This window comes from Streptomyces sp. NPDC020884, assembly GCF_044333935.1.
Taxonomy (GTDB): Bacteria; Actinomycetota; Actinomycetes; order Streptomycetales; family Streptomycetaceae; genus Streptomyces.
Map to the genome: position 1 here is coordinate 989,097 of NZ_JBIRRY010000001.1, position 21,386 is coordinate 1,010,482.

Annotated in this window: 14 protein-coding genes; 1 reads left to right on the forward strand and 13 read right to left on the reverse strand. The window is 71.2% G+C overall.

The genetic code is table 11. The features are described 5' to 3' along the window. Positions 1-156: 156 nt before the first annotated feature. The 6 genes from ACH4UK_RS04605 to rplU form a co-directional block, all read right to left on the reverse strand. Complete coding sequence (locus tag ACH4UK_RS04605) at positions 157-1,395, reverse strand: glycosyltransferase family 2 protein (RefSeq protein ID WP_398354494.1); 1,239 nt, start codon at positions 1,393-1,395, stop codon at positions 157-159. Positions 1,396-1,604: 209 nt separating this feature from the next. Then, a complete protein-coding gene (locus tag ACH4UK_RS04610) occupies positions 1,605-3,722 on the reverse strand; it encodes a hypothetical protein (RefSeq protein ID WP_398354495.1) in 2,118 nt (705 codons plus the stop codon). A gap of 225 nt (positions 3,723-3,947) precedes the next feature. Further along, positions 3,948-5,447 (reverse strand): SDR family NAD(P)-dependent oxidoreductase, encoded by a 1,500-nt coding sequence (locus ACH4UK_RS04615; protein ID WP_398354496.1) that lies wholly within the window; start codon positions 5,445-5,447, stop codon positions 3,948-3,950. 492 nt (positions 5,448-5,939) lie between these two features. Beyond that, the gene (obgE, locus tag ACH4UK_RS04620) at positions 5,940-7,376 is read right to left on the reverse strand and encodes a GTPase ObgE (RefSeq protein ID WP_398354497.1); all 1,437 of its coding nucleotides are present in this window, start codon (positions 7,374-7,376) and stop codon (positions 5,940-5,942) included. 144 nt (positions 7,377-7,520) lie between these two features. Continuing rightward, on the reverse strand, positions 7,521-7,778 hold the full coding sequence (gene rpmA / locus ACH4UK_RS04625) for a 50S ribosomal protein L27 (protein WP_164612097.1): 258 nt from the start codon (positions 7,776-7,778) through the stop codon (positions 7,521-7,523). Between the two features lie 14 nt (positions 7,779-7,792). Then, a complete protein-coding gene (gene rplU / locus ACH4UK_RS04630; protein WP_003969204.1) occupies positions 7,793-8,113 on the reverse strand; it encodes a 50S ribosomal protein L21 in 321 nt (106 codons plus the stop codon). 399 nt (positions 8,114-8,512) lie between these two features. On the opposite strand from rplU, the gene ACH4UK_RS04635 reads away from it, so the two are divergent. Then, positions 8,513-9,109 (forward strand): acyltransferase, encoded by a 597-nt coding sequence (locus ACH4UK_RS04635; protein WP_398354498.1) that lies wholly within the window; start codon positions 8,513-8,515, stop codon positions 9,107-9,109. A gap of 67 nt (positions 9,110-9,176) precedes the next feature. Here ACH4UK_RS04635 and ACH4UK_RS04640 read toward each other — a convergent pair whose 3' ends face one another. The 7 genes from ACH4UK_RS04640 to ACH4UK_RS04670 form a co-directional block, all read right to left on the reverse strand. After that, on the reverse strand, positions 9,177-10,460 hold the full coding sequence (locus ACH4UK_RS04640; protein ID WP_398354499.1) for a nucleotide sugar dehydrogenase: 1,284 nt from the start codon (positions 10,458-10,460) through the stop codon (positions 9,177-9,179). A 4-nt stretch (positions 10,461-10,464) separates the two neighbouring features. After that, positions 10,465-12,081: a glycosyltransferase family 2 protein gene (locus ACH4UK_RS04645; RefSeq protein WP_398354500.1), complete on the reverse strand. Its 1,617-nt coding sequence runs from the start codon at positions 12,079-12,081 to the stop codon at positions 10,465-10,467. After that, a complete protein-coding gene (locus tag ACH4UK_RS04650; RefSeq protein ID WP_398354501.1) occupies positions 12,078-13,601 on the reverse strand; it encodes a glycosyltransferase family 4 protein in 1,524 nt (507 codons plus the stop codon). Before ACH4UK_RS04650 ends, ACH4UK_RS04645 begins: the two co-directional genes overlap by 4 nt. Before the next feature lie 46 nt (positions 13,602-13,647). Continuing rightward, positions 13,648-14,667, reverse strand: a complete 1,020-nt coding sequence (locus ACH4UK_RS04655; RefSeq protein WP_398354502.1) for a Gfo/Idh/MocA family protein — start codon at positions 14,665-14,667, stop codon at positions 13,648-13,650. Further along, on the reverse strand, positions 14,664-15,782 hold the full coding sequence (locus ACH4UK_RS04660; protein WP_398354503.1) for a DegT/DnrJ/EryC1/StrS family aminotransferase: 1,119 nt from the start codon (positions 15,780-15,782) through the stop codon (positions 14,664-14,666). Before ACH4UK_RS04660 ends, ACH4UK_RS04655 begins: the two co-directional genes overlap by 4 nt. 332 nt (positions 15,783-16,114) lie before the next feature. Next, positions 16,115-20,341 (reverse strand): Rne/Rng family ribonuclease, encoded by a 4,227-nt coding sequence (locus tag ACH4UK_RS04665; RefSeq protein ID WP_398354504.1) that lies wholly within the window; start codon positions 20,339-20,341, stop codon positions 16,115-16,117. A 228-nt stretch (positions 20,342-20,569) separates the two neighbouring features. Next, complete coding sequence (locus tag ACH4UK_RS04670; RefSeq protein ID WP_398354505.1) at positions 20,570-21,352, reverse strand: TIGR03936 family radical SAM-associated protein; 783 nt, start codon at positions 21,350-21,352, stop codon at positions 20,570-20,572. Between the last annotated feature and the right edge of the window lie 34 nt (positions 21,353-21,386).

A 21,386-nucleotide genomic window follows, 5' to 3' on the forward strand; every position in this document is an offset into this window, starting at 1 on the left:
GCAGATGATGAACCCCAGGAGGACGGGGCGTTAATAAGACGCCTCCAACCGTCTCATGGTTGCCCCACAGTATGACGTGACACCTCTCACAGGACGAACCCGCCCCGGACGTCACCGGGGCGGGCAGGGGGCCCGGGGCTCCCCGGGGCGATCCGGTCAGACGCGGTGCGCCCCGGGGGTGCGCAGGGCGCCGAACACCGTGCGGCGGGCCTTGCGGACCACGCGTCGGGCGAAGGAGACGCGGGGTCCGTCCTGCGGGGCCTCGATCCGGCGGCCGCCGACCCATTCGGTGACGGTCACCGCGTAGGCCCGGTCGGGCAGGACGGAGCTCTCGCCGAAGTGCGGGTAGACGAGGTGGGGACGAGGCGGGCTCCCCCGGCGGACGAGCTCGGGCTCCTTCTTGTCGCGCAGGAACCCCGCGATGTCCAGGAGCAGATCGAGCCGGCCCTCGGCGAGACACATCAGCCGCAGCCGTTCGTTCACCTTGAGGTTGCGGCCGAGCTCCGGCGTCCAGTACGCCTTCATCAGGGGGGCGGCGAGCGCCATCTTCCGGTCGCGGACCTCGGCCTTCTGCTTCACCAGTCCGGGGCCGAACTGGGGCAGCAGGGTGATGACGAAGGGCCGCACCATCAGGGCGTCGCGCCGGGGGCCCGGGGGCACGTGCTCGGCGATGAGCCCCATGAGGGCGCGGGCCGAGTCGAAACGGCGCCGGTAACTGCCCTTCTTGGTCATCTGGTTGCGGTCCTCGCGGCCCACCAGGTAGTAGCAGGTGTAGTCGGCGACGACGGAGATCCCGTTGCCGCGCAGATACGCCTCCATGGTGAACAGGGCGTCCTCGCCGGTCTTCAGCTTCTCGTCGAACCTCATGCCCAGGCGTACGAGGAGGTCGCGCCGGAACAGTTTCTGCGCGCTCAGGGTGAATTTGACGTTGGAGGAATACAGGTCGGCGCGCTCGACGGTCTCTTTCCACATCGACTTCGCGGCACCGCGATTGACACCGACGATCTTCCCGAGCACCACGTCCGTGCCCGCCCGGTCTCCCATGGCGACCATGCGCTCCAGGGCTTCCTCGCCGAAATAGTCGTCCGCGTCGAGAAAGAAGACGTACCGGCCGCGGGCGAGATCGAGGCCCCGGTTGCGCGGGCCGCTGGGTCCGCCGGAATTCTCCTGTCGGACGACTCTCACGGGAATCGCGGTCCGGGCGGCGAACTCCTCCAGGCAGGCGCCGGTGCCGTCGGTGGAGCCGTCGTCGACCGCGACGACCTCCATGCGGCCCGCGCCGATGGTCTGCGCCTCGACGGACTCCAGGCACCGGACCAGGTAGGGCATCGCGTCATAAGCTCCGATGATCACACTGACATCGGGCTCGTCGTTCTTCCGGGGCATGTCGGCCATGTGCACCTGTCGATTTGATCACGAAAGAAGGCGGAGTGCCCGACTCTGCACCTTCTGTGCACTTACATGCCGAACGACCCGTACATCCCTCCCGAAGGAGAGACGTACGGATCGCGATCGGGGTTGCCTGCTTTTCAGCCAGTTCGATCAGATGTGCGTCGCCCGGATGTACGACGCACAGCGCGTGGACGAGCTCCCTCGCGCGGCGCTCAGCGCACGGACGAGGTCCCCTCGCTGAGGGCGCTTTCCGCCTCCGCCTCGGCCTCGGCCCTCGGCGCGGCGGGAGCGTCCGGGTCCGCCGTGGCGTCGACCTCGGCGTCCGCCTGCGGGTCGCCGGTCCCGACACCACTGGTGACGGCCTCCGCGTCCGGCACCGCCACGGCCTGCTCGCCGATCCGCTGGGCGACGCCCAGATTCCGGGCCTCGGCCTGGGCGGCCAGCGCCCGTACGGCGTCGTTGAACTGCTCCATGGAGGTCGGCTCGTCCGGCCCCAGGAGGTAGGTCTTCAGCTCGCGACGGGCGTCCGCCAGCGTGTCCGCCGCCGGGTCGGCCACCGCGGCCAGCAGCTCGTCGAGCTCATCGGCCGCGTTGGACAGGATGACCGCGGCGCGCACCGCGGTGTTCTGCCGCCTGAACTCCTCGGCGCCGAGCGCGGCGGAGTCGGTGACCGCGTACGGCTTGCCGCTCGCGATGAAGTCGGAGACCACGCTGGAGATGTCCGAAACCATGGCGTCGGACTCGTTGAAGCAGTCGTACAGCTTGGGCTGCGCGCCGGTCACCGTACGGTGCTCCCACCAGCCGAAGGAGCGCCAGTAGGCGTCGTTCCACTCGGCCCGCAGCCGTGCGGTCTCCGCCTCGCGGGCGGGGTCGGCGAGCGAGATCCGCGACTCCTCCGCGTCGTCGCCGCCCGAGCGGCCGGGGGCCGCGAGCTGCGCGAGCCGCGCCTCGATCCTGGCCAGCTCGGCCTGGGCGGCGCTCTGCCCGGCGGCGGCCGATGAGGCCTCCTTCGCCCAGCGGGGTTCGGCGGCGCGCTCGGCGGCGGCCTTCTCCAGCATCGCCCCGATCCGGGCGTTGACGGCCTTGGCCTTGGCGCTGCGGATGCCGGTGAAGGGGTGCGGCTTGTAGATGATCCGGACCGGGTCGGCGGCGTTCAGGAGCCGGCGCACGATGTTCTCGCCCGCCAGCAGCAGGGAGGTGTTGCCCGGGTTGTCGTCCCAGCCCTCCCAGGTGGGCGCGTACAGCACGGTCGGGACGGGGTTCTTGACGGCGCCCGTCCAGCTCTTGATGGGCTCCAGTTGCGGACGGCCGACCTCGACGATGTCCTGGTCGCGGACGCCCACGTCGGCCAGCGCGTAGCGGTCGCGGCCGGCCCGGCCCGCGGTCCAGACCTCGTCGTAGACCTTGGAGTACGGGTTGACGCTGGCGAGCTTGTCGCTGTCGCCGTGGCCGATGAAGACGTGCTTCATCGTCGGGACGCGCAGGATGTGGATGTTCTTGCCGACGTTGGCGGGATACAGGCAGACCCGGACGGTCGAGAGGTCCAGGTTCATCAGGTGGGTGCCGGCCGGAACGCAGAGGACCGGGACGGAGGTCTCGGCCAGCTGCGGGACGAGACCGCGCTCCCGCATGATGATCAGCGGCCGGCCCTCGACCCGGGCCATGGTCTCCAGCCACATGTTGCCCTGGTAGGCGGACTCGTTGGAGCCGGAGAAGTAGAGCACCACGGTCGGCTGGTACTCGCGCAGCCAGCTGTCGACGGCCTTGAGCACGGCGGGGGCCGGAGGCGCCAGCCGGCCGCGGCGGACGTAGGGGAAGAGCGCCCCGAGGTAGAGCAGGGCCAGCAGCAGCGTCAGAGCGACGCCCGCGTAGCCGATGGCGTCCTCACCGGTCCCGGAGGCGATCAGGATGCCCACCACGGCCGGGATGTCGAGGTGCAGCATCTTCTCGGCGGAGCGCCGCAGCAGCATGCCGGGCGGGGCGTCGGGGATGCGGACCGCGTGCAGGTCCACGTTGCGGGTGACGACCGGCATGGTCCGGCGGATCCGGATCAGGGTCGTCAACGCGCCGTGCGGCGCCTGCAGACCGTAGAAGAGCAGGAAGCAGGCCACCGCCGAGTAGAACAGCGGCTCCTCGGCGAGATCCAGCCGGGCCAGCAGCAGGATGACCATCAACTGCCGCAGCAGGAAGCGGATCGACAGCCCGGCCCGCACCTTGCCCAGGCGGTTGACCAGATAACTCCCCCGCTGGTGCAGATACCAGTCGGCGGCATACGTGACCGCGGTGGCCGCCGCGAAGAACCAGATGTGGGGAATGAGCGCGGCAAGCATGACGCAGGGATATCCCAGCCCCATCAACAACGCTGCCGCCAGTTCCGACCTGCTGCCCACACGGGCCAGGCGAATGGCTGTCGAGATCACGAAGAACCTGCTCCAGGGGGTGCCGGTTGATTCACGTATTGGCGGAAATGTGAAGGTGCTGCTTCACGCATTCGGGCCTCTGCTATCGCGCAAAGCGACAACAGAGGCCCGGAAAAGAACATTTGTCAAGAATTATTACACATCTGCTTGACGGTCCAGCACCGAGGCGAGTGCCTGCTCGAAGCCGGAGGAATCGGCGGCGCCCGCTGTCGGGTCCTGCTGCCGTACGTCGATGACGTGACCGGTCAGCGCGGAGAGCAGGACGTCCAGCGAGGTGCGCGCCACGGCCTCCGAGGAGAGCAGCGAGCCCTCGGGCTCCTGGCCGAACGCCTTGGTGCGCATCGGGGTCGCGGTGCGCTCCGGGTTCACGCAGTTGACCCGGATCCCCTCGCCCGCCCACTCGTCGGCGAGCGCCTGGGTGAGGTTGACCATGGCGGCCTTGGTGGAGGAGTAGAGGCTGTACTCGGCGCGGCCGCGGGTGTAGCTGCTGGAGGTGTAGAGCAGCAGCTGGCCCTGGGTCTCGGCGAGGTACTTGTACGAGGCGCGGGCGATCTGGACGGGCGCCAGGTAGTTGACGTTCAGGGCTTCCTGGATCGTCGTGTTGTCGGTCTCGGCCAGCTTGCCGATCCGCAGCACGCCCGCGGTGTTGATGACGTAGTCGATGCGGCCGGTCTCGCCGTACGCCTTGGAGAGCGCGTCGTCCACGTGCTCCGGGTTCTCCACGTGCGTACCGGTGGTGGAGCGGCCCAGCGCGTAGACGTGCGCACCGTAGCCCTCGGCCAGGGAGGCGATGTCGGCGCCGATGCCGTACGAACCGCCGAAGACGACGAGGGTCTTGCCGGTGAGGAGCTCCCGGTAGGCGGCCTCGTCGGCCTGGCGCGGGGCGGCGGTGGAGGCCAGCTGGAAGAGCTTGTCGGTGATGAAGACGTCGACCGGCTGGGTCACCTTCATGTTGTACTCGTCGCCCGCGACCACGTAGATCGGCACGTCGGGGAGGTACTTGAGGACCACCGAACAGTCGTCGGTGGCCTGGAAGTTGGGGTCGCCCGCCGCGACCTCGTACGCCCTGCGGATGGTGGAGAGCTTGAAGGCCTGCGGCGTCTGGCCGCGGCGCAGCCGCGAGCGGTCGGGCACCTCGGTGATGAACTCGCCGTCCTCGCCATGCGTGCGGGTCACGATGATCGTGTCCGCCGACGGGATGGCGACGTCGACGGCCTGGTACCGGTCCAGTGCGTCGACGCAGTCCGTGATCACTCGCTGTGACAGAAGAGGGCGCACCGCGTCATGGAAGAGGACGTTGCGGTCCTCACCCTCGGCGAGGCCTTCCCCGAGGGCCGCGATGGCACGCTCGGTGGTCTCGTTGCGGGTGTTGCCGCCCTCGATGATCCGGGTGACCTTGGTCAGTCCGGCCTTGGCGACGATCTTCTCGACGTCGGGCACGAAACCGGGCGCCATGAGCACGATGACGTCGTCGATGCCCTCGGCGTTCTCGAAGATGGTCAGCGTGTGCTCGATGACGGCCTTGCCGGCGATCTTCAGCAGCTGCTTGGGGATCGAGAGGCCCACGCGCTGGCCGGTCCCACCGGCGAGCACGACCGCTGTGGTCCGGGGCTTGGCTTCATGCGGCACAGACACAGACGACCTACCTTGCTATGACGGGGGAACAGTGTGATGGTCGCACTCTCCGTGACCGTCTCGCAAGGTGGACGTCGTCCGCCGCTCGTCCTGCGGATACCCGCAGTTCACCCTCTGGCCAGGGAGGTTGGGCGCTGCCGGGGTGATGCCCGGGGTGACCGACCCCACAGATGTGTTGCTCAATCCGCACATCTGCAGCACGTGCACCCGGCGTGACCGGCGGAAACCGCCGGTGCCCGGCCCCGAGGCTACCGGACGGCACGCCTCCGGAGAGACGTGCCGTCCGGCCGCCCTTTCCCGACCGGCCCGGAAACAGGCCTAGGGCCTGTCGTCAAACTGCCGTCGTCGCCCGAAGGGCGGCCGGGCGGCGCATGGTGCGTGCGATCGCAAGGCGCCGGAATGGTCTCGTAGCGGAGCTACTAGGGCATTTCGGCAACGCCGCGAGCGTGCGTGCCGGGCGTCGCCCGGCAGACGGCAGTTTGACGACAGGTCCTAGAAGGGGTCGAACTCGTCGTACTCCTTCTCCGCGTCGTCACGCTCGGAGTCGCGGTCCCGGCGGCGCTGCGCGGCGGGGCGCGGCTCCTCCAGGCGGTGGTCCTCGCCACGGCGGCCGAGCATCTCGGCGCCGGCGGTCACGGTCGGCTCCCAGTCGAAGACGACCGCGTTCTCCTCGGGGCCGATCGCGACGCCGTCGCCGGCCTTGGCCCCCGCCTTCATCAGGGAGGCCTCGACGCCGAGGCGGTTGAGCCGGTCGGCGAGGTAGCCGACGGCCTCGTCGTTGTTGAAGTCGGTCTGGCGCACCCAGCGCTCGGGCTTCTCGCCGCGCACCCGGTAGATGCCCTCGTCGTCCAGGGTGACGGTGAAGCCCGCGTCGTCGACGGCCTTGGGGCGGATGACGATGCGGGTCGCCTCCTCCTTCGGCTTGGCGGCGCGTGCCTCGGCGATGATCCCGGCCAGCGCGTAGGACAGCTCGTTGAGGCCCTTGTGCGCGATGGCGGAGACCTCGAAGACGCGGTAGCCGCGGGCCTCCAGGTCGGGGCGGATCATGTCGGCCAGGTCCTGGCCGTCCGGGATGTCGATCTTGTTGAGGGCGACGATGCGGGGCCGGTTCTCCAGGCCGCCGTACAGCCGCAGCTCCTCCTCGATCATGTCGAGGTCGGAGACGGGGTCGCGGTCGGACTCCAGGGTGGCGGTGTCCAGGACGTGCACGAGCACCGAGCAGCGCTCGACATGCCGCAGGAACTCCAGGCCGAGGCCCTTGCCCTGGCTGGCGCCGGGGATGAGCCCGGGGACGTCCGCGACGGTGTAGACGGTCGAGCCGGCGGTGACGACGCCGAGGTTCGGCACGAGGGTGGTGAACGGGTAGTCCGCGATCTTCGGCTTGGCCGCGGAGAGCACCGAGATCAGCGAGGACTTGCCCGCGCTCGGGTACCCCACGAGGGCCACGTCGGCGACGGTCTTGAGCTCCAGGACGATGTCCCGGCTCTCCCCCGGCTCGCCGAACAGCGCGAAGCCCGGGGCCTTGCGGCGGGCCGAGGCCAGCGCCGCGTTGCCGAGGCCGCCGCGGCCGCCCTGACCGGCCACGAAGGTGGTGCCGTGGCCGACGAGGTCGGCCAGCACGTTCCCGGCCGTGTCGAGCACCACGGTGCCGTCCGGCACGGGCAGGATCATGTCCTGGCCGTCCTTGCCGGAGCGGTTGTCGCCGGCGCCGGGCTGGCCGTTGGTGGCCTTGCGGTGGGGGCTGTGGTGGTAGTCCAGCAGCGTGGTCACGGACTGCTCGACGACGAGGATCACATCGCCGCCGCGTCCGCCGTTGCCCCCGTCGGGGCCTCCCAGCGGCTTGAACTTCTCACGGTGGACGGAGGCGCAGCCGTGGCCTCCGTTACCCGCGGCGGCATGCAGCTCGACGCGGTCCACGAAGGTGGTCATGGTTGGTGCCTCCAGGTACAGCAGGAAAATACGGAATTGTCTCTGTCGTAACACGCCGAGGGCGGACCCGCTTCCCCGTTCGCCGGGAAAGCTGAGATCCGCCCTCGGAAGGTGCTGTGTGTCGTTCTGCGCGCGTCGGGAAACTCAGACGGCGAGCGGAACGATGTTCACGACCTTGCGGCCACGGTGCGTGCCGAACTCCACCGCACCGGCAGTCAGCGCGAACAGCGTGTCGTCGCCGCCACGGCCGACGCCCGAGCCGGGGTGGAAGTGGGTGCCGCGCTGGCGGACCAGGATCTCACCGGCGTTGACGGCCTGACCGCCGAAGCGCTTCACGCCGAGCCGCTGAGCATTGGAATCGCGCCCGTTCCGAGTGGAAGATGCGCCCTTCTTGTGTGCCATGTGTTCTCAGTCCCTTACTTCGCAGCCGCGGGGATGCCGGTGACCTTGATCGCCGTGTACTGCTGGCGGTGACCCTGGCGACGGCGGTAACCGGTCTTGTTCTTGTAGCGAAGGATGTCGATCTTCGCGCCCTTGTGGTGGTCCACGATCTCGGCCGTGACCTTGATGCCGTCCAGCACCCACGGGTCGCTGGTGACCGCGTCACCGTCGACAACGAGCAGGGTCGAGAGCTCGACCGTGTCGCCAACCTTGGCAGTGGAAATCTTGTCAACCTCAACGATGTCGCCGACAGCTACCTTGTGCTGGCGACCACCGCTGCGCACGATGGCGTACACGCGGATCTCTCTCTCGCTCGGAACGGATCCCCTGATGCCAGCCGCTCGCACGGGCCGGGGCCCGGGACGATCCGGAAGGATGAGCGGCCTCTCCTGGCGGCGGCGCGAACACCGACCGTGACCGGGAGGGATGTGCTCAGGGGTAGGCGCGTTAAGGAAACACACCGAGGGTCAAGGTTACGGGGCGGGGGTGTGGGGGTCAAACCGAGTCCGGTCACCCCCAGGGCGTGGCATTCCCCCTGCACACCTGGCCGTCGCACGCGCCACCGGCTCCGGCGACACGGGTGCCTGTCGTGCGGCGCCCCCACCACTGCCCACACCGAAAGAGGCGGGATCCCGGCGTGGTCGTATGCTCGCCGGACAGAACGGATCAGGTGTATCTCCCGGAAGGCGCCGTACGTGAACTACAGGGTCCAGCCCACCGCCCAGGTCGACGAGACCGCCGAGATCGGGGCCGGCTCCAGCGTCTGGGAGCTGGCCCAGATCCGCGAGGGGGCCAAGCTCGGTGAAGGCTGTGTCGTCGGCCGGGGCGCGTACGTCGGCACCGGTGTGCGCATCGGCGACAACGTGAAGCTGCAGAACTACGCCCTCGTGTACGAGCCCGCAGAGCTCGGCGACGGCGTCTTCGTCGGCCCCGCCGTCGTCCTCACCAACGACCACAACCCCCGCTCGGTCGCCCCGGACGGCAAGCAGAAGCGCGGCGGCGACTGGGAGGCCGTGGGGGTGAAGGTCGCCGAGGGCGCCTCGCTCGGCGCCCGCTCGGTCTGTGTCGCGCCGGTCCGGATCGGCCGGTGGGCCATGGTCGCGGCCGGCGCCGTCGTCACCAAGGACGTCCCGGACTTCGCCCTGGTCGTCGGCGTGCCCGCCCGGCAGATCGGCTGGGTCGGCCACAGCGGGGTCCGCCTGGTCGCGCGCGAGGGCGAGCCGGGGGTGTGGGAGTGCCCGCAGAGCGGGGTGCTGTACGAGGAGAAGGACGGGGTGCTGTCCGAGCGCTGAGCGTCGTCCGGTGAGGGCGGGCACCCTGCCGGGTGCCCGCCCTCACCTCACTTCACTTCCGGACGGCTCAGCCGCCGATGACGACGCGGCGTACGCCGGCCCAGTTGGCCGGGTCCGTGGTGCGGCGGCCGTCGACCAGGACGCGGACGTCCGGGAGGTCGGCGGCGGACAGCTCGCGGTACTCGGCGTGGTCGGCCTGGAGCACCGCGGCGGTGACGGCCTGGCTCTCGTGCGGGACGAGGCCGAGGGCGGTCAGCTCCTCGGGGGTGTACATCGGGTCCGAGACAAACGGCACCGCGCCGCGCGCCTTCAGGGACTCGACGACGCCGAAGACGCCGGAGAACGCGGTCTCCTTGACGCCGCCGCGGTAGGCCGCGCCCAGCACCAGGACCCCGACGCCGTCCAGGTCGCCGTAGGCGGCGGCCAGCAGGTCGACGGCGTACGCGGGCATCGCGGCGTTGGCCTCGCGGGCCGAGCGCACGACGGTCGCCTCCGGGTCGTTCCACAGGTACATCCGCGGATAGATCGGGATGCAGTGGCCGCCGACGGCGATGCCGGGCTGGTGGATGTGGCTGTAGGGCTGGCTGTTGCAGGCCTCGATGACCTTCTTGACGTCGATGTCGTTCTGGTCGGCGAACCGGGCGAACTGGTTGGCCAGGCCGATGTTGACGTCGCGGTAGGTGGTCTCGGCGAGCTTCGCCAGCTCGGAGGCCTCCGCCGTGCCGAGGTCCCAGACGCCGTTGGGGCGGGGCAGGTCCTCGCGCTCGTCGAAGTCGAGAACGGCCTCGTAGAAGGCGACGCCGCGCTCGGCGGACGCCTCGTCGATGCCGCCGACGAGCTTGGGGTAGCGGCGCAGGTCGGCGAAGACCCGGCCGGTGAGGACCCGCTCCGGGGAGAAGACCAGGTGGAAGTCCTCGCCGGGGGTCAGGCCCGAGCCCTCGGCCAGCATCGGCGCCCAGCGGGTACGGGTCGTGCCGACCGGCAGCGTGGTCTCGTAGCTCACCAGGGTGCCGGGCTTCAGGCCTGCCGCGATGGCCTTGGTCGCGGCGTCCATCCAGCCGAAGTCGGGGGTGCCCTCGGCGTCCACGAAGAGCGGGACGACGACCACGACGGCGTCGGACGCGGCGACCGCGGCGGTGGTGTCCGTCGTGGCGGAGAGCAGGCCCGCGCCGACGGTCTCCTTGAGCTTGACGTCGAGGTCGTGCTCACCGGGGAACGGCTCGGTGGCCGCGTTGACGAGTTCGACGACCTTCTCGTTGACGTCCGCGCCGATGACCTTGTGGCCCTTGGCGGCGAACTGCACGGCGAGCGGAAGTCCGATCTTGCCGAGCGCGACTACACAGATATTCATCGGGTTACTTCCTCTTCGACCTGGACAGCGTGCGGCGCAGCCGTGCACCCACGCCGGACTTCGGTTCCCGCAGTGGGGCCGTCGTGATCACGAGTCGGCCCTTGCCGTTGGTGTTCGCCGCCACGCGGTGGGGGTCGGCACTCCCCCAGCGGCGCGCCAGCGGCATCGGCTGCCCCTCGGTGCGGACCGGGATCTCGTACGGGGAGCCCGCCACGTCCACGTAGAGGCGGACGCCCCTCTTGGCCCGCGCGGGTGCGAGCGGGATACGGGCGGTCAGCAGGGTGCCGCCGTCCTCGGCCGCGTCGGCGGTGAGCGTGCCGCTGCGCTTCGGGCGAGCGGCGTCCGCCGGGAGCTTGCGCGCGCCGGCCTTGTCCGCGCTCTCCGGCATGGCGCCCTGGGCCAGGGCGACGACGGCCGAGGACGTGTCGCCGCTGACGCCGACGCGCAGCCTCACGACGCAGGACAGCTCCGTGCCGTGCTGCTCCCAGTCGGCCGACTCCAGTCGCGTACCGGCGGAGAGGCGGCCCGACACCGTCTCGCCGAGCACCTCGTAGTACCGGTCGTCGAGGCCGACGGCCGCGTCACGGAATCCGGGGTAGGCGGCGAAGGCCCGGTCGCCCTCCAGCAGGAAGGGCGGCGCCCCGTGCTCGGTCTCCTCCGCGATGGCGCGGGTGAGCTCCTCGACGGCGCCGCTGCGGGCGAGACCGAAGCGCACCCGGCGCTTGACCCCGGTGCCGTCGCGCAGGCCGTCGGTGAAGTGGGCGTCCACCAGCGCGCCGACGCCCTCACACACCCGGCGGCGGGTGTCGAGGTCGAGGGCGGGGAAGTCCTTCTGCAGGAGCTTGGTGAGCTCCCAGTCGAAGTGCCGCTTGAGCACGGCGTCGCGCTTCGGACCGGCGGGGATCAGGTCGGCGGTGTGCTGCACGATCCGCTCGACGCAGTGGAGCCTGGCCAGGTGGTTCGCCCGGTAGGTGATGTTGCTGGCGTCGCCGCGCTTGACCGCGTAGTAGCAGGTGTAGTCGGAGATCACGGAGATCTTCCGGGCCCGGACGCACGCTTCGATCGTGAACGGCTGGTCGCTGCCGACCGGCATGTCCTCGGGAAAGCGGAGCCCGTGCTTCTCCACCAGCTCCCGGCGGAAGAGCTTGGTGTTGGCCAGGGTGAAGGGCAGCTCGGAGTCGTCGAGGGTGACGTCCCGGTTGCCGGTGTACAGCTTCTGGTGGACGTAGCGCCCGTTCGTGCCGACCATCTTGCCGACGACCACGTCGGACTCGTTGGCGTCGGCGCAGGCGACCATCCGCTCCAGTGCCTCTTCGCCGAGGTAGTCGTCCGCGCCTATGAAGTAGACGAAGCGGCCGGTGGCCACGTCCAGCGCCCGGTTACTGGGTGCGGCGGGTCCCCCGGAGTTCGGCTGGTGGATCACCCTCACCACGTCGGGGTGGAGACCGGCGAACCGGTCCAGCTCCGCACCGCTGCCGTCGGTCGATCCGTCGTCGACGGCCACGACTTCCAGGCGGTCCGGCCCGATGCTCTGCTGGACCAGGGAGTTCAGGCACTCCGTCAGGTAGGGCATCGTGTTGTAGACCGCGACGACGACGGTGACATCGGGCTCTCGGGTCATGCCATCACCTGGGAGCTCGGCTTCTCCGTCTTCACCGGCATCGCTCCGGCGAGCCGCGTGTAGACGCCGTCCAGGACCTCGGCCTGAGCCTCCCAGGTCCACTGCTCCAGCAGCCCCTCGCGTTCGTAGGCGGCACGGTACTTCACCGGTTCGGCAAGCACGGACTTGACCGCCCGTACGTAGTCGGAGACATCCTCCGCGGTGAACACCTCGCCCTGACCGGTCCGGGCGACCATCTCCCCCATCGTCTTGACGTCGCTCACCACGAACGGCAGACGGGCGTGGGAGTACTCGAAGAACTTGGTGATCAGGGCGATCTCGTGGTTCGGCCAGTGGTGGATGGGAATGACGCCCACGTCCGCCGCGGACAGGAAGGGGACCACCTGGTAGTGCGGAACGTACGGCAGGATGTGCAGCCGTTCGGTGACGCCCAGGTCGGCGGCGCGCTCCTTGAGTTCCTGCATGTACGCCGAGTTCGGCCGCAGGACGACGAAGGCCACGTGCGTATCGGGGAGCTGGGGAAGTGCCTCGATCATGATGTCGAGGCCGCGCTGCGGCGCCGCGGCGCCGCTGTAGACCGCGAGCGGGACGTCCGGACCGATGCCGCACAGCTCTCGCAGGTCGGGCACCGGCTCGGCGGCCTGCTCCGGCGAGATCTCGGCGTCCGGTGCGTTGAGCACCACCTCCGGCAGCGCCTTCAGGCCGTGGCCCTCGACCAGCATCTCGGCCAGGGTGCTGGAGACCGTGGTGACGGCGTCGGCGTACCGCGCGTACTCCCGCTCGTGCCCGCACTGCGCGATGTGCCAGCGCGGGTGGGGGTTCCACGGCTTGATACCGGGCAGGAACTCGTGCACGTCCCAGAGGAGTTTGACCTTGCGTCCCTTGGATTCGGCACGCAGCTTCGCCCGCGCGGCCACGCCGAGCATGCGGAAGTCGTTGGCGTGGATCACGTCCGGTTCGAGTCGATCGATGACCTTCCCATAGGCCAACTCGAAGTCCCACAGGGCCGGGTCGAGGCGTCGCCAGGCCCGGTCGCCCATGGTCCGGACCCAGAAGGCCGTGGTGAAACGGTCCAGGGGCGATTCCATGCTCTTGCGACGCTGTGCCAGCGCCTCGGTGCGGCCTGCCCGGAAGTGCACCCACTTGTTCAGCGCCTTCGCCAGCAGGCGCGGCGGCACCAGACGCGCGGCGCCCAGCGACGACTTGCCGCGCTTGGCCTCGACGCTCCGGACGTTCAACTCGGCGCGCCATGCCTTCATCCGCTGCTTGCGGTACTCCGCGAGCGGACCGGGCGGGTACGCGAGAGGTGAACGCAGCAAGGCCCTGCGGTACTCGTGACGGCGGCGATGCAGGGGCGTCGGCACACTCAGCAGGCGGACCTCGGCGGCACCGAGCCACCACTTCTGGCTCTTCTTGGTGGGCGACTTACCCAGGAGCACCACGTCCCAGCCGGCCTCCGCCGCCGAGCGGGCTTCCTTCTGCACCCGGGAATCGCCATTGACGCCGTTGTCGACGAGCATGACGATCTTTCCCCGGGAACTGCGCTCCGGCCTAGCGGCCGAGCTGTCAATCGCCATGACGAGCGGGCTCTCCTGTCTCGAATACGACGGTCCGGCCGCGGTTGGCCGAGTCGAGCAGCGATGTCGCCACCTCGACCGTACGAAGCCCCTGGCGGAGCGTGCAAATGTCGGCGGGCTTGCCCTGCACAGCGTCGCGGAAGAGCTCGTGCTCGACAAGCAACGGCTCGCGCTTGGGGATGGCGTAACGAATCATGTCGCCCTCGGAGACCCCGCGGAAGGCGCGCAGCGCCTCCCACTCGGTGGTGACCGCGGCGTTGGAGTGGAAAGTGAGGTCGGCGGTGAGGGTGTCGGCGATGAAGCAGCCGCGCTCGCCGGTGACCGAGGTGAACCGCTCCTTGAGCGGGCTCAGCCAGTTGACCAGGTGGTTGACCATCGTGCCGTCGGACAGCTGGCCCACGGCGGAGACCATGTCCTCGTGCTTGCGGCCGGACTTGGAGACGGTGTGGGCGGCGATCGAGGTGTACGTCTGGCCGGTGACCCAGCCCGTCAGGTCGATGTCGTGGGTGGCGAGGTCCTTGACCACGCCGACGTCGGCGATCCGGTGCGGGAAGGGGCCCTGGCGGCGGGTGACGACCTGGTAGACGTCGCCCAGCTCGCCGGCCTCCAGGCGGGCGCGGAGCGAGAGCAGGGCCGGGTTGCAGCGTTCGATGTGGCCGACGCCGGCCACCAGGCCGCGCGACTCGAACGCGTCGACGAGGCGGCGGGCGCCCTCGACGGTGTCGGCGAGCGGCTTCTCGATCAGGGCGCTGACGCCGGCGTCGGCGAGCTGGAGGCCGACCTGCTCGTGCAGCCCGGTCGGGCAGGCCACGACGGCGTAGTCGATGCCGAGGGCGAGGAGCTCCTCGACGGTGGCGAGGACGGGGGCGCCCTGGGCCCAGCCGTTCTTGTCGCCCATCGGGTCGACGACGCCGACCAGGTCGACGCCCTCCAGGCTCGCGAGGACGCGGGCGTGGTGGCGGCCCATGGAGCCGAGGCCGATGAGCCCGGCCTTCAGTGCGGCGCTCACAGGTTCTCCCCCAGGGAGTTCACGGCGGCGGCGATGCGCGCCAGGTCGCCCTCGGTGAGCGAGGGGTGGACGGGGAGCGAGACGACCTCGGCGGCGGCCCGCTCGGTCTCGGGCAGGTCCCAGGTGCGGCCGGCCTTCTGGTCCGGCTCCCAGTAGGGCTTGAGCCGGTGGATCGGCGTCGGGTAGTAGACCGCATTGCCGATGCCCGCCTCGGTGAGCTTCGCCATCGCGGCGTCCCGGTCACCGCTGATCCGCACGGTGTACTGGTGGTAGACGTGCCGGGCGCCCTCGGCCACCGGCGGCGTGGTGACGGCCGGGGCGGTGATGTGCGCGTCGAGGTACGCGGCGTTGGCACGGCGCTGCTCGGTCCAGCCCTCGACCTTGCCGAGCTGTACGCGGCCGACGGCGGCGGACACGTCGGTCATCCGCATGTTGGCGCCGACGATCTCGTTGGCGTAGCGCTGCTCCATGCCCTGGTTGCGCAGCAGGCGCAGGGTGCGGGCCAGTTCGGCGTCGGCCGTGCTGACCATGCCGCCCTCGAGGGAGTGCATGTTCTTGGTCGGGTAGAAGCTGAAGGTACCGCCCGCGCCGAACGCGCCGACGGGGGTGCCGTTCAGCGCCGCGGCGTGGGCCTGGCAGGCGTCCTCGACCACGGCGAGCTTGTGCCGGTCCGCGATGGGCATGAGCTTGTCCATCGCCGCGGGGTGGCCGTAGAGGTGCACCGGCATGATCGCGGCGGTGCGCGGCGTGATCGCGGCTTCGACCGCCGCCGGGTCGAGGCCGAAGCTGCCCGGCTCGATGTCGGCGAACACCACGTCGGCACCGACGAGGCGGACCGCGTTCGCGGAGGCCGCGAAGGAGAACGAGGGGACGATCACCTCGTCGCCGGGGCCGACTCCCAGGGCGAGCAGCAGCAGGTGAAGGGCCGATGTGCCCGAGTTGACGGCGACACAGTGCCGGTCGTCGACCAGGCGCGAGAAGCCTTCCTCGAAAGCCGCGACTTCCGGGCCCTGGACGACGCGACCGCTGCGCAGCACGCGTACCGCGGCCTCGATCTCGTCTTCCCCGATGACGGGGCGGGCAGCAGGAATCGGCTGCTCGTTGATGCTCGTCATGAACGTCCTCCTTGAACACCGCAAGAGCTCGTTACCAGGCAGAGCTCCGAGGTGCGGGACGTCTTACCGAGGTCGCGCGTAACCCCACCGGCACAATGCCGACGCCCTGCCGAGGAATCCGACCCGGTCGGTATCGTCGCCGGGCCTTGTCACCAACCGTAGTTTCGTGAAGAACGCTCACACGCATGGCAACCGTCGTCACATTATCAGGGATTTCTCGACCCATTTCGGGCTCGTTAACCGGCTCTTGCATCAGTTCTGAAACAAAGCAGGTGTCCCGCCCCCGACGTGCTCGGAGCGGGACACCCGATGATGAACAACCGGTTACGGATTCATCGGTTTGCCGGCGGCTCGCCCTCCGTGGAGGACGTGGAGGCCGTCACGGACGGCGACGACTGCTCGGCGGCGACGGTCTTCTTCGTCGCCTTCTTCGCGGTCGCTTTCGCCGTCGTCTTCTTGGCTGCGGTCTTCTTCGCGACGGTCTTCTTGGCCGCCGCCTTCTTTGCCGGAGCCTTCTTGGCGGCGGCCTTGCGGGCCGTCTTCTTCGCCGGGGCCGGCTCGGCGGATTCCGTCGTTCCGGTGGATTCCGCTGATCCCTCGGGGGCCTGGCCGTCGGAATCCGGAGCCTTCTCCTCCGGTGCCGACGCGACCACGACGGTCCCCGCGTCGTCCGACCCGGTGGGCGAGCCCGCCGGAGCCGTGACCTTGCGGGTCGCCCGGCGCCGGGCACGCGGCGGTGCGGCCACGGGGGCCTCGGCCTCGGGGGCCTTCTCCTCCGGGACCTCGGGGGCGGGCGCCTCGACGACCGGGTCCTCGACCGCGACCGGGTCCGTGGTGGGCTCGGCCGGCTGGACCGGCTCCGGGGCCTCGGCCTGCTTCGGCGAACCCGCCGGGGCGGTCGCCTTACGGGTGGCCCGGCGGCGCGGGCGCCCTTGGGGCGCGGCCTCGACCGGAGCCTCGGGGGCTTCCGCGACCGGGATCTCGGCGGGCGTGTCGAGGACCGGCTCGGGCCGGGTCTCGACGACGGGGGCCTCGACGGCCGGGGCGGGCGCCTCGGCCTTCGGAGCGCCGGCCGGGGCCGACGCCTTGCGGGAGGCCCGACGGCGGCCGCGGCCGCGCGTGGCGGCCGCCTCGGCCTCGGCGGGGCTGCTGTAGAACTCGTCGTCGGCGACCGGCTCCAGGTCCGCCAGGGACACCGGAGCGGCGACCTCGGCGGCCAGCTCGGCCTCGGTCTCGGTCTCGACGGGCTCGGCCGCATGGTCGTCGGAGCCGTGACCGTGGTCGTGCTCGTGACCGTGCTCGTGGTCCTGGCCCGCGCCGCCGCGGCCGCGCTTCTTGGACTTCTTGCCGCCGCCACCGCCACCGCCACCGCCGCCGACGGACGTCGGCTGCTCCATGTGGACGATGACACCGCGCCCGTTGCAGTGGACACAGGTCTCGGAGAAGGACTCCAGCAGCCCCTGGCCCACCCGCTTGCGGGTCATCTGGACCAGGCCCAGCGAGGTGACCTCGGCGACCTGGTGCTTGGTGCGGTCGCGGCCCAGGCACTCCAGGAGCCGCCGCAGCACCAGGTCCCGGTTGGACTCGAGCACCATGTCGATGAAGTCGACGACGACGATGCCGCCGAGGTCGCGCAGCCGCAGCTGACGCACGATCTCCTCGGCCGCCTCCAGGTTGTTCTTGGTGACGGTCTCCTCCAGGTTGCCGCCCTGGCCGGTGAACTTGCCGGTGTTGACGTCGACGACGACCATCGCCTCGGTCTTGTCGATCACCAGCGAACCGCCGCTGGGCAGGTAGACCTTGCGGTCCAGCGCCTTCATCAGCTGCTCGTCGATGCGGTACGTCGCGAAGACGTCGACCTCGGAGGTCCAGCGCGACAGCCGCTCCGTCAGGTCGGGCGCGACGTGCGCCACGTAACCGTGGATGGTCTCCCACGCCTCGTCGCCACTGACGATGACCTTGGAGAAGTCCTCGTTGAAGATGTCGCGGACGACCCGGACGGTCATGTCCGGCTCGCCGTAGAGCAGCGTCGGCGCGTTGGAGCCGCTGGTGCCCTTCGCCTTCTTCTGGATGTCCTCCCACTGCCCCTGGAGCCGCTCGACGTCACGGCGCAGCTCGTCCTCGCTCGCGCCCTCGGCGGCGGTGCGCACGATGACGCCCGCGTCCTCGGGGACGATCTTCTTGAGGATGGCCTTGAGGCGCGAGCGCTCGGTGTCGGGCAGCTTGCGGCTGATCCCGGTCATCGAGCCCTCGGGCACGTAGACGAGGTAGCGGCCGGGCAGCGAGACCTGGCTGGTCAGCCGCGCGCCCTTGTGGCCGATCGGGTCCTTGGTCACCTGGACCAGGACCGACTGGCCGGACTTGAGCGCGGTCTCGATGCGGCGCGGCCCGTGGGCCATGCCGAGCGCCTCGAAGTTGACCTCACCGGCGTACAGGACGGCGTTGCGGCCCTTGCCGATGTCGACGAAGGCGGCCTCCATGGACGGCAGCACGTTCTGGACCTTGCCCAGGTAGACGTTGCCGACGTAGCTGGTGGCCTGCTCCTTGTTGACGTAGTGCTCGACGAGCACGTTGTCCTCGAGGACGCCGATCTGGGTGCGCTCGCCGTTCTGGCGGACGACCATCACGCGCTCGACGGCCTCGCGGCGGGCGAGGAACTCCGCCTCGGTGATGATCGGGACCCGGCGGCGGCCCTGCTCGCGGCCCTCGCGGCGGCGCTGCTTCTTGGCCTCCATACGGGTCGAGCCCTTGATGGACTGGACCTCGTCGAAGCCGGTGCCCGGCTCGCGCTCCTCCTTCTTGCGGGGCTCGCGGACCTTGACGACCGTGCGCTCCGGGTCGTCGGTGGTGCCCTGGTCGGCCTCGGCGGCGGCGTCACCGCTGCGGCGACGGCGACGGCGGCGACGGCGGCTGCTGCTCGACCCGGATGCCGAGGAGTCGTCGTCCTCGTCGCCCTCGTCGGCGGCGTCCGGGGTCTCGTCCTCGGAGCGGGGCTCATCGGAGCGGGACGGCGCGGGCGCCTCGTCGGCGTTCTGCTCGTCGTCCGTGTCGTTGGCCTCGCCACGACGGCGGCGGCGGCCGCCACGGCGACGGCGGCGCGAGGGCCGGTCGCCGTACTCGTCGGTGTCCTCGCCCTCGTGCTCGTCCGCCTCGGCCTCGGGGGCCTCCTCGACGGGCTGCTCGGCAGGGGCCTCCACAGGGGCGGCGGGCTCGGCGGCCTGCTCGGTCCCGTCGGCCTCGCCACGGCGGCGGCGACGGCGACGCGAGCCGCCCTGCGGCGCGGCCTCGGCGGGCGCGGGGGCCTGCTCGGCCTCGGCGGTCTGCTGCTCCTCGGCCTCCTCGACCTCGTCGTACGCGGAGGAGGAACCGACCGCGGCAGCGGCGGCGGCCGCGGTCTCGGGGGTCTGGAACATCGGCTCGGCGAAGACCGGGGCCTGGAAGACGGCGACGGCGGGGCGCGACGCGCGCCGGCCCTTGCGGGTCGGCTCCTCGGTCTTCGCGGTGAACTCGGGGCGGCCGGCGGCGGCGGTGGCCCGGCGGCGCTGGCGGCCGCGCGGGGCGGCCTCCTCGACCTCGTCCACCTCGGCGGCGAGCTCCTCGGCGACGGCGGCGGGCAGGCTCTCGCCGGTCCCGACGGGCTCCGCCGCGAGGTCGGCGGACGCGAGCGGCTCGGCGGGCTGCGGCGTGCCGGCGGGCGCGGTCGCCTTGCGGGACGCGCGGCGGCGGCTGCGCGGGGCCGGGGACTCCTCCGCGGCCTCCGCCTCGGCGGGCGCGGCGGCGGCCGGCTCGGCCGCCGGCTCGGTGACGGGCTGGGCGGTCTGCGGCGTACCGGCCGGGGCCGAAGCACGGCGGCGGGCACGGCCGCGGGGGGCCTCCACGGGCTCCGCCGCGGTGACGGCGGCGGGCTCCTCGACGGGCTCGGCGGCCTTGGCGGGCTCGACCACGACGGCGGCCTCGGCGGCCTCCGGGGCGCCCGCGGGGGCGGTGGCCTTGCGGGAGGCGCGACGGCGGCGGGGCGCCGGGGCCTCGTCGGGGATCTCCACGGCGACCTCGGTCTCTTCCTCGGGGTCGGACTCGGGGGCGGCCTCGGCCGGGGCCTCGACGACCGGGGCGGGGGCCTCGGCGGCCTCCGGCGCACCGGCCGGGGCGGTCGCCTTGCGGACCGCGCGGCGACGGGTGCGCGGCGCGGGTGCGGCGGGCTCCTCCTCGGCTGCGGGCTGCTCGGCGACCGGGGTGGCCTCGGTGGCCTGGGCGGGCTCGGTGTTCTCCACCGGCTCCGGGGCGCCTGCGGGCGCGGTGGCCTTACGCACGGCGCGGCGGCGCGTACGGGCGGGCGGGGCGGTCCCGGTGACCGCTTCTCCGGGCGTGTCGTCCGCGGCCTGGGCGGCGGACTCTTCGGCCGGTATGGCCGGCGTGACGTCCTCGGCGGGGGCTACGGCCGCGCCGGGCGGGCCCGCCGGGCGGGAGGCCGCGCGGCGCCGGCGGCGCGGGGGAAGCTTGTCCCCGGGGGTGTTGTCTTCGTTGTTCCCGGTCGTGCCGGGTTCGTTCGGCTGAGGCATGCGGGCGGTTCTCCCGTCGTGCTCCCGGGCGCCGCGTCTGATTCCGGTCCGGCACGGTCCGCAGTGGTGCGATACCGCCGTCCGGGGCGCGGGCGCCGCACGGGAACTGATGTCTGGCTCGCCGGTTCCGTATGCGGTGTGCGTACGGCCTGGCGAAAGTCTTGTGGGTCAGTGCGCGGCCCGACCCAGGTGGCTCCCGAGTCGGAGGGCTGCGCTACAACGACCGCCTTACGCGGAACCTGCACCTTCCGGCGCCGTCGCGACGGCTGCCCCGGCGACCGCGGAATGTGCGGTCGGGGCGGCCTCGCGGTCGGGCGCGAGCGGGTCGGTCACCGTGCCGGACTCCTCGTCGAAGAGCCCCTGCGCCAGCCTCGTCACCGCAGCGGGGACGGGCGGCGCCAGGTCGGCCACAGCTCGGAGACCGGACAGGACGTCGTCGGGTCGCACGGCAGGTGTCACGTGCCGAACAACCAGGCGCAGTATCGCACAGGGCCGCTCGCCCGGCCTATCGGCCGGATCGTCGACGACCCTCAGGTCGGCGACCGCGGCACGGGCGTCGAACGTCCGGATGCCGTTCTTGGCCTTGCGCTGGACCTCCACGGTCTCGGCGTCGTTGAAGGCGGCCACGGCCGCGCGGACGTCCTCGGGGTCGACGCCGTCCAGGCGCATCTCCCAGACGGAGGCGGTGAGCCGCTCGGCGAGGCCCGAGGTGCGGGCCTCCACCGCGTCGATGATGTCGAGGCCGTCCGGCAGCGAGTCGTCGAGCAGTTCGCGCAGGACGCCGGGGTCCCGCGCCTCGGTGAGGGCGATCTCCAGGAACTCCGCCTCGCTGCCCGTGCCGGTGGGTGCGGCATTGGCGTAGGAGACCTTGGGGTGGGGGGTGAAGCCCGCCGAATACGCCATCGGCACCTCGGAGCGGCGCAGTGCCCGCTCGAAGGCCCGCTGGAAGTCTCGGTGGCTGGTGAACCGGAGGCGGCCGCGCTTGGTGTAGCGCAGGCGGATGCGCTGCACTGCCGGTGCGGGCGGCGGGCCTTCGGGCTGTCGC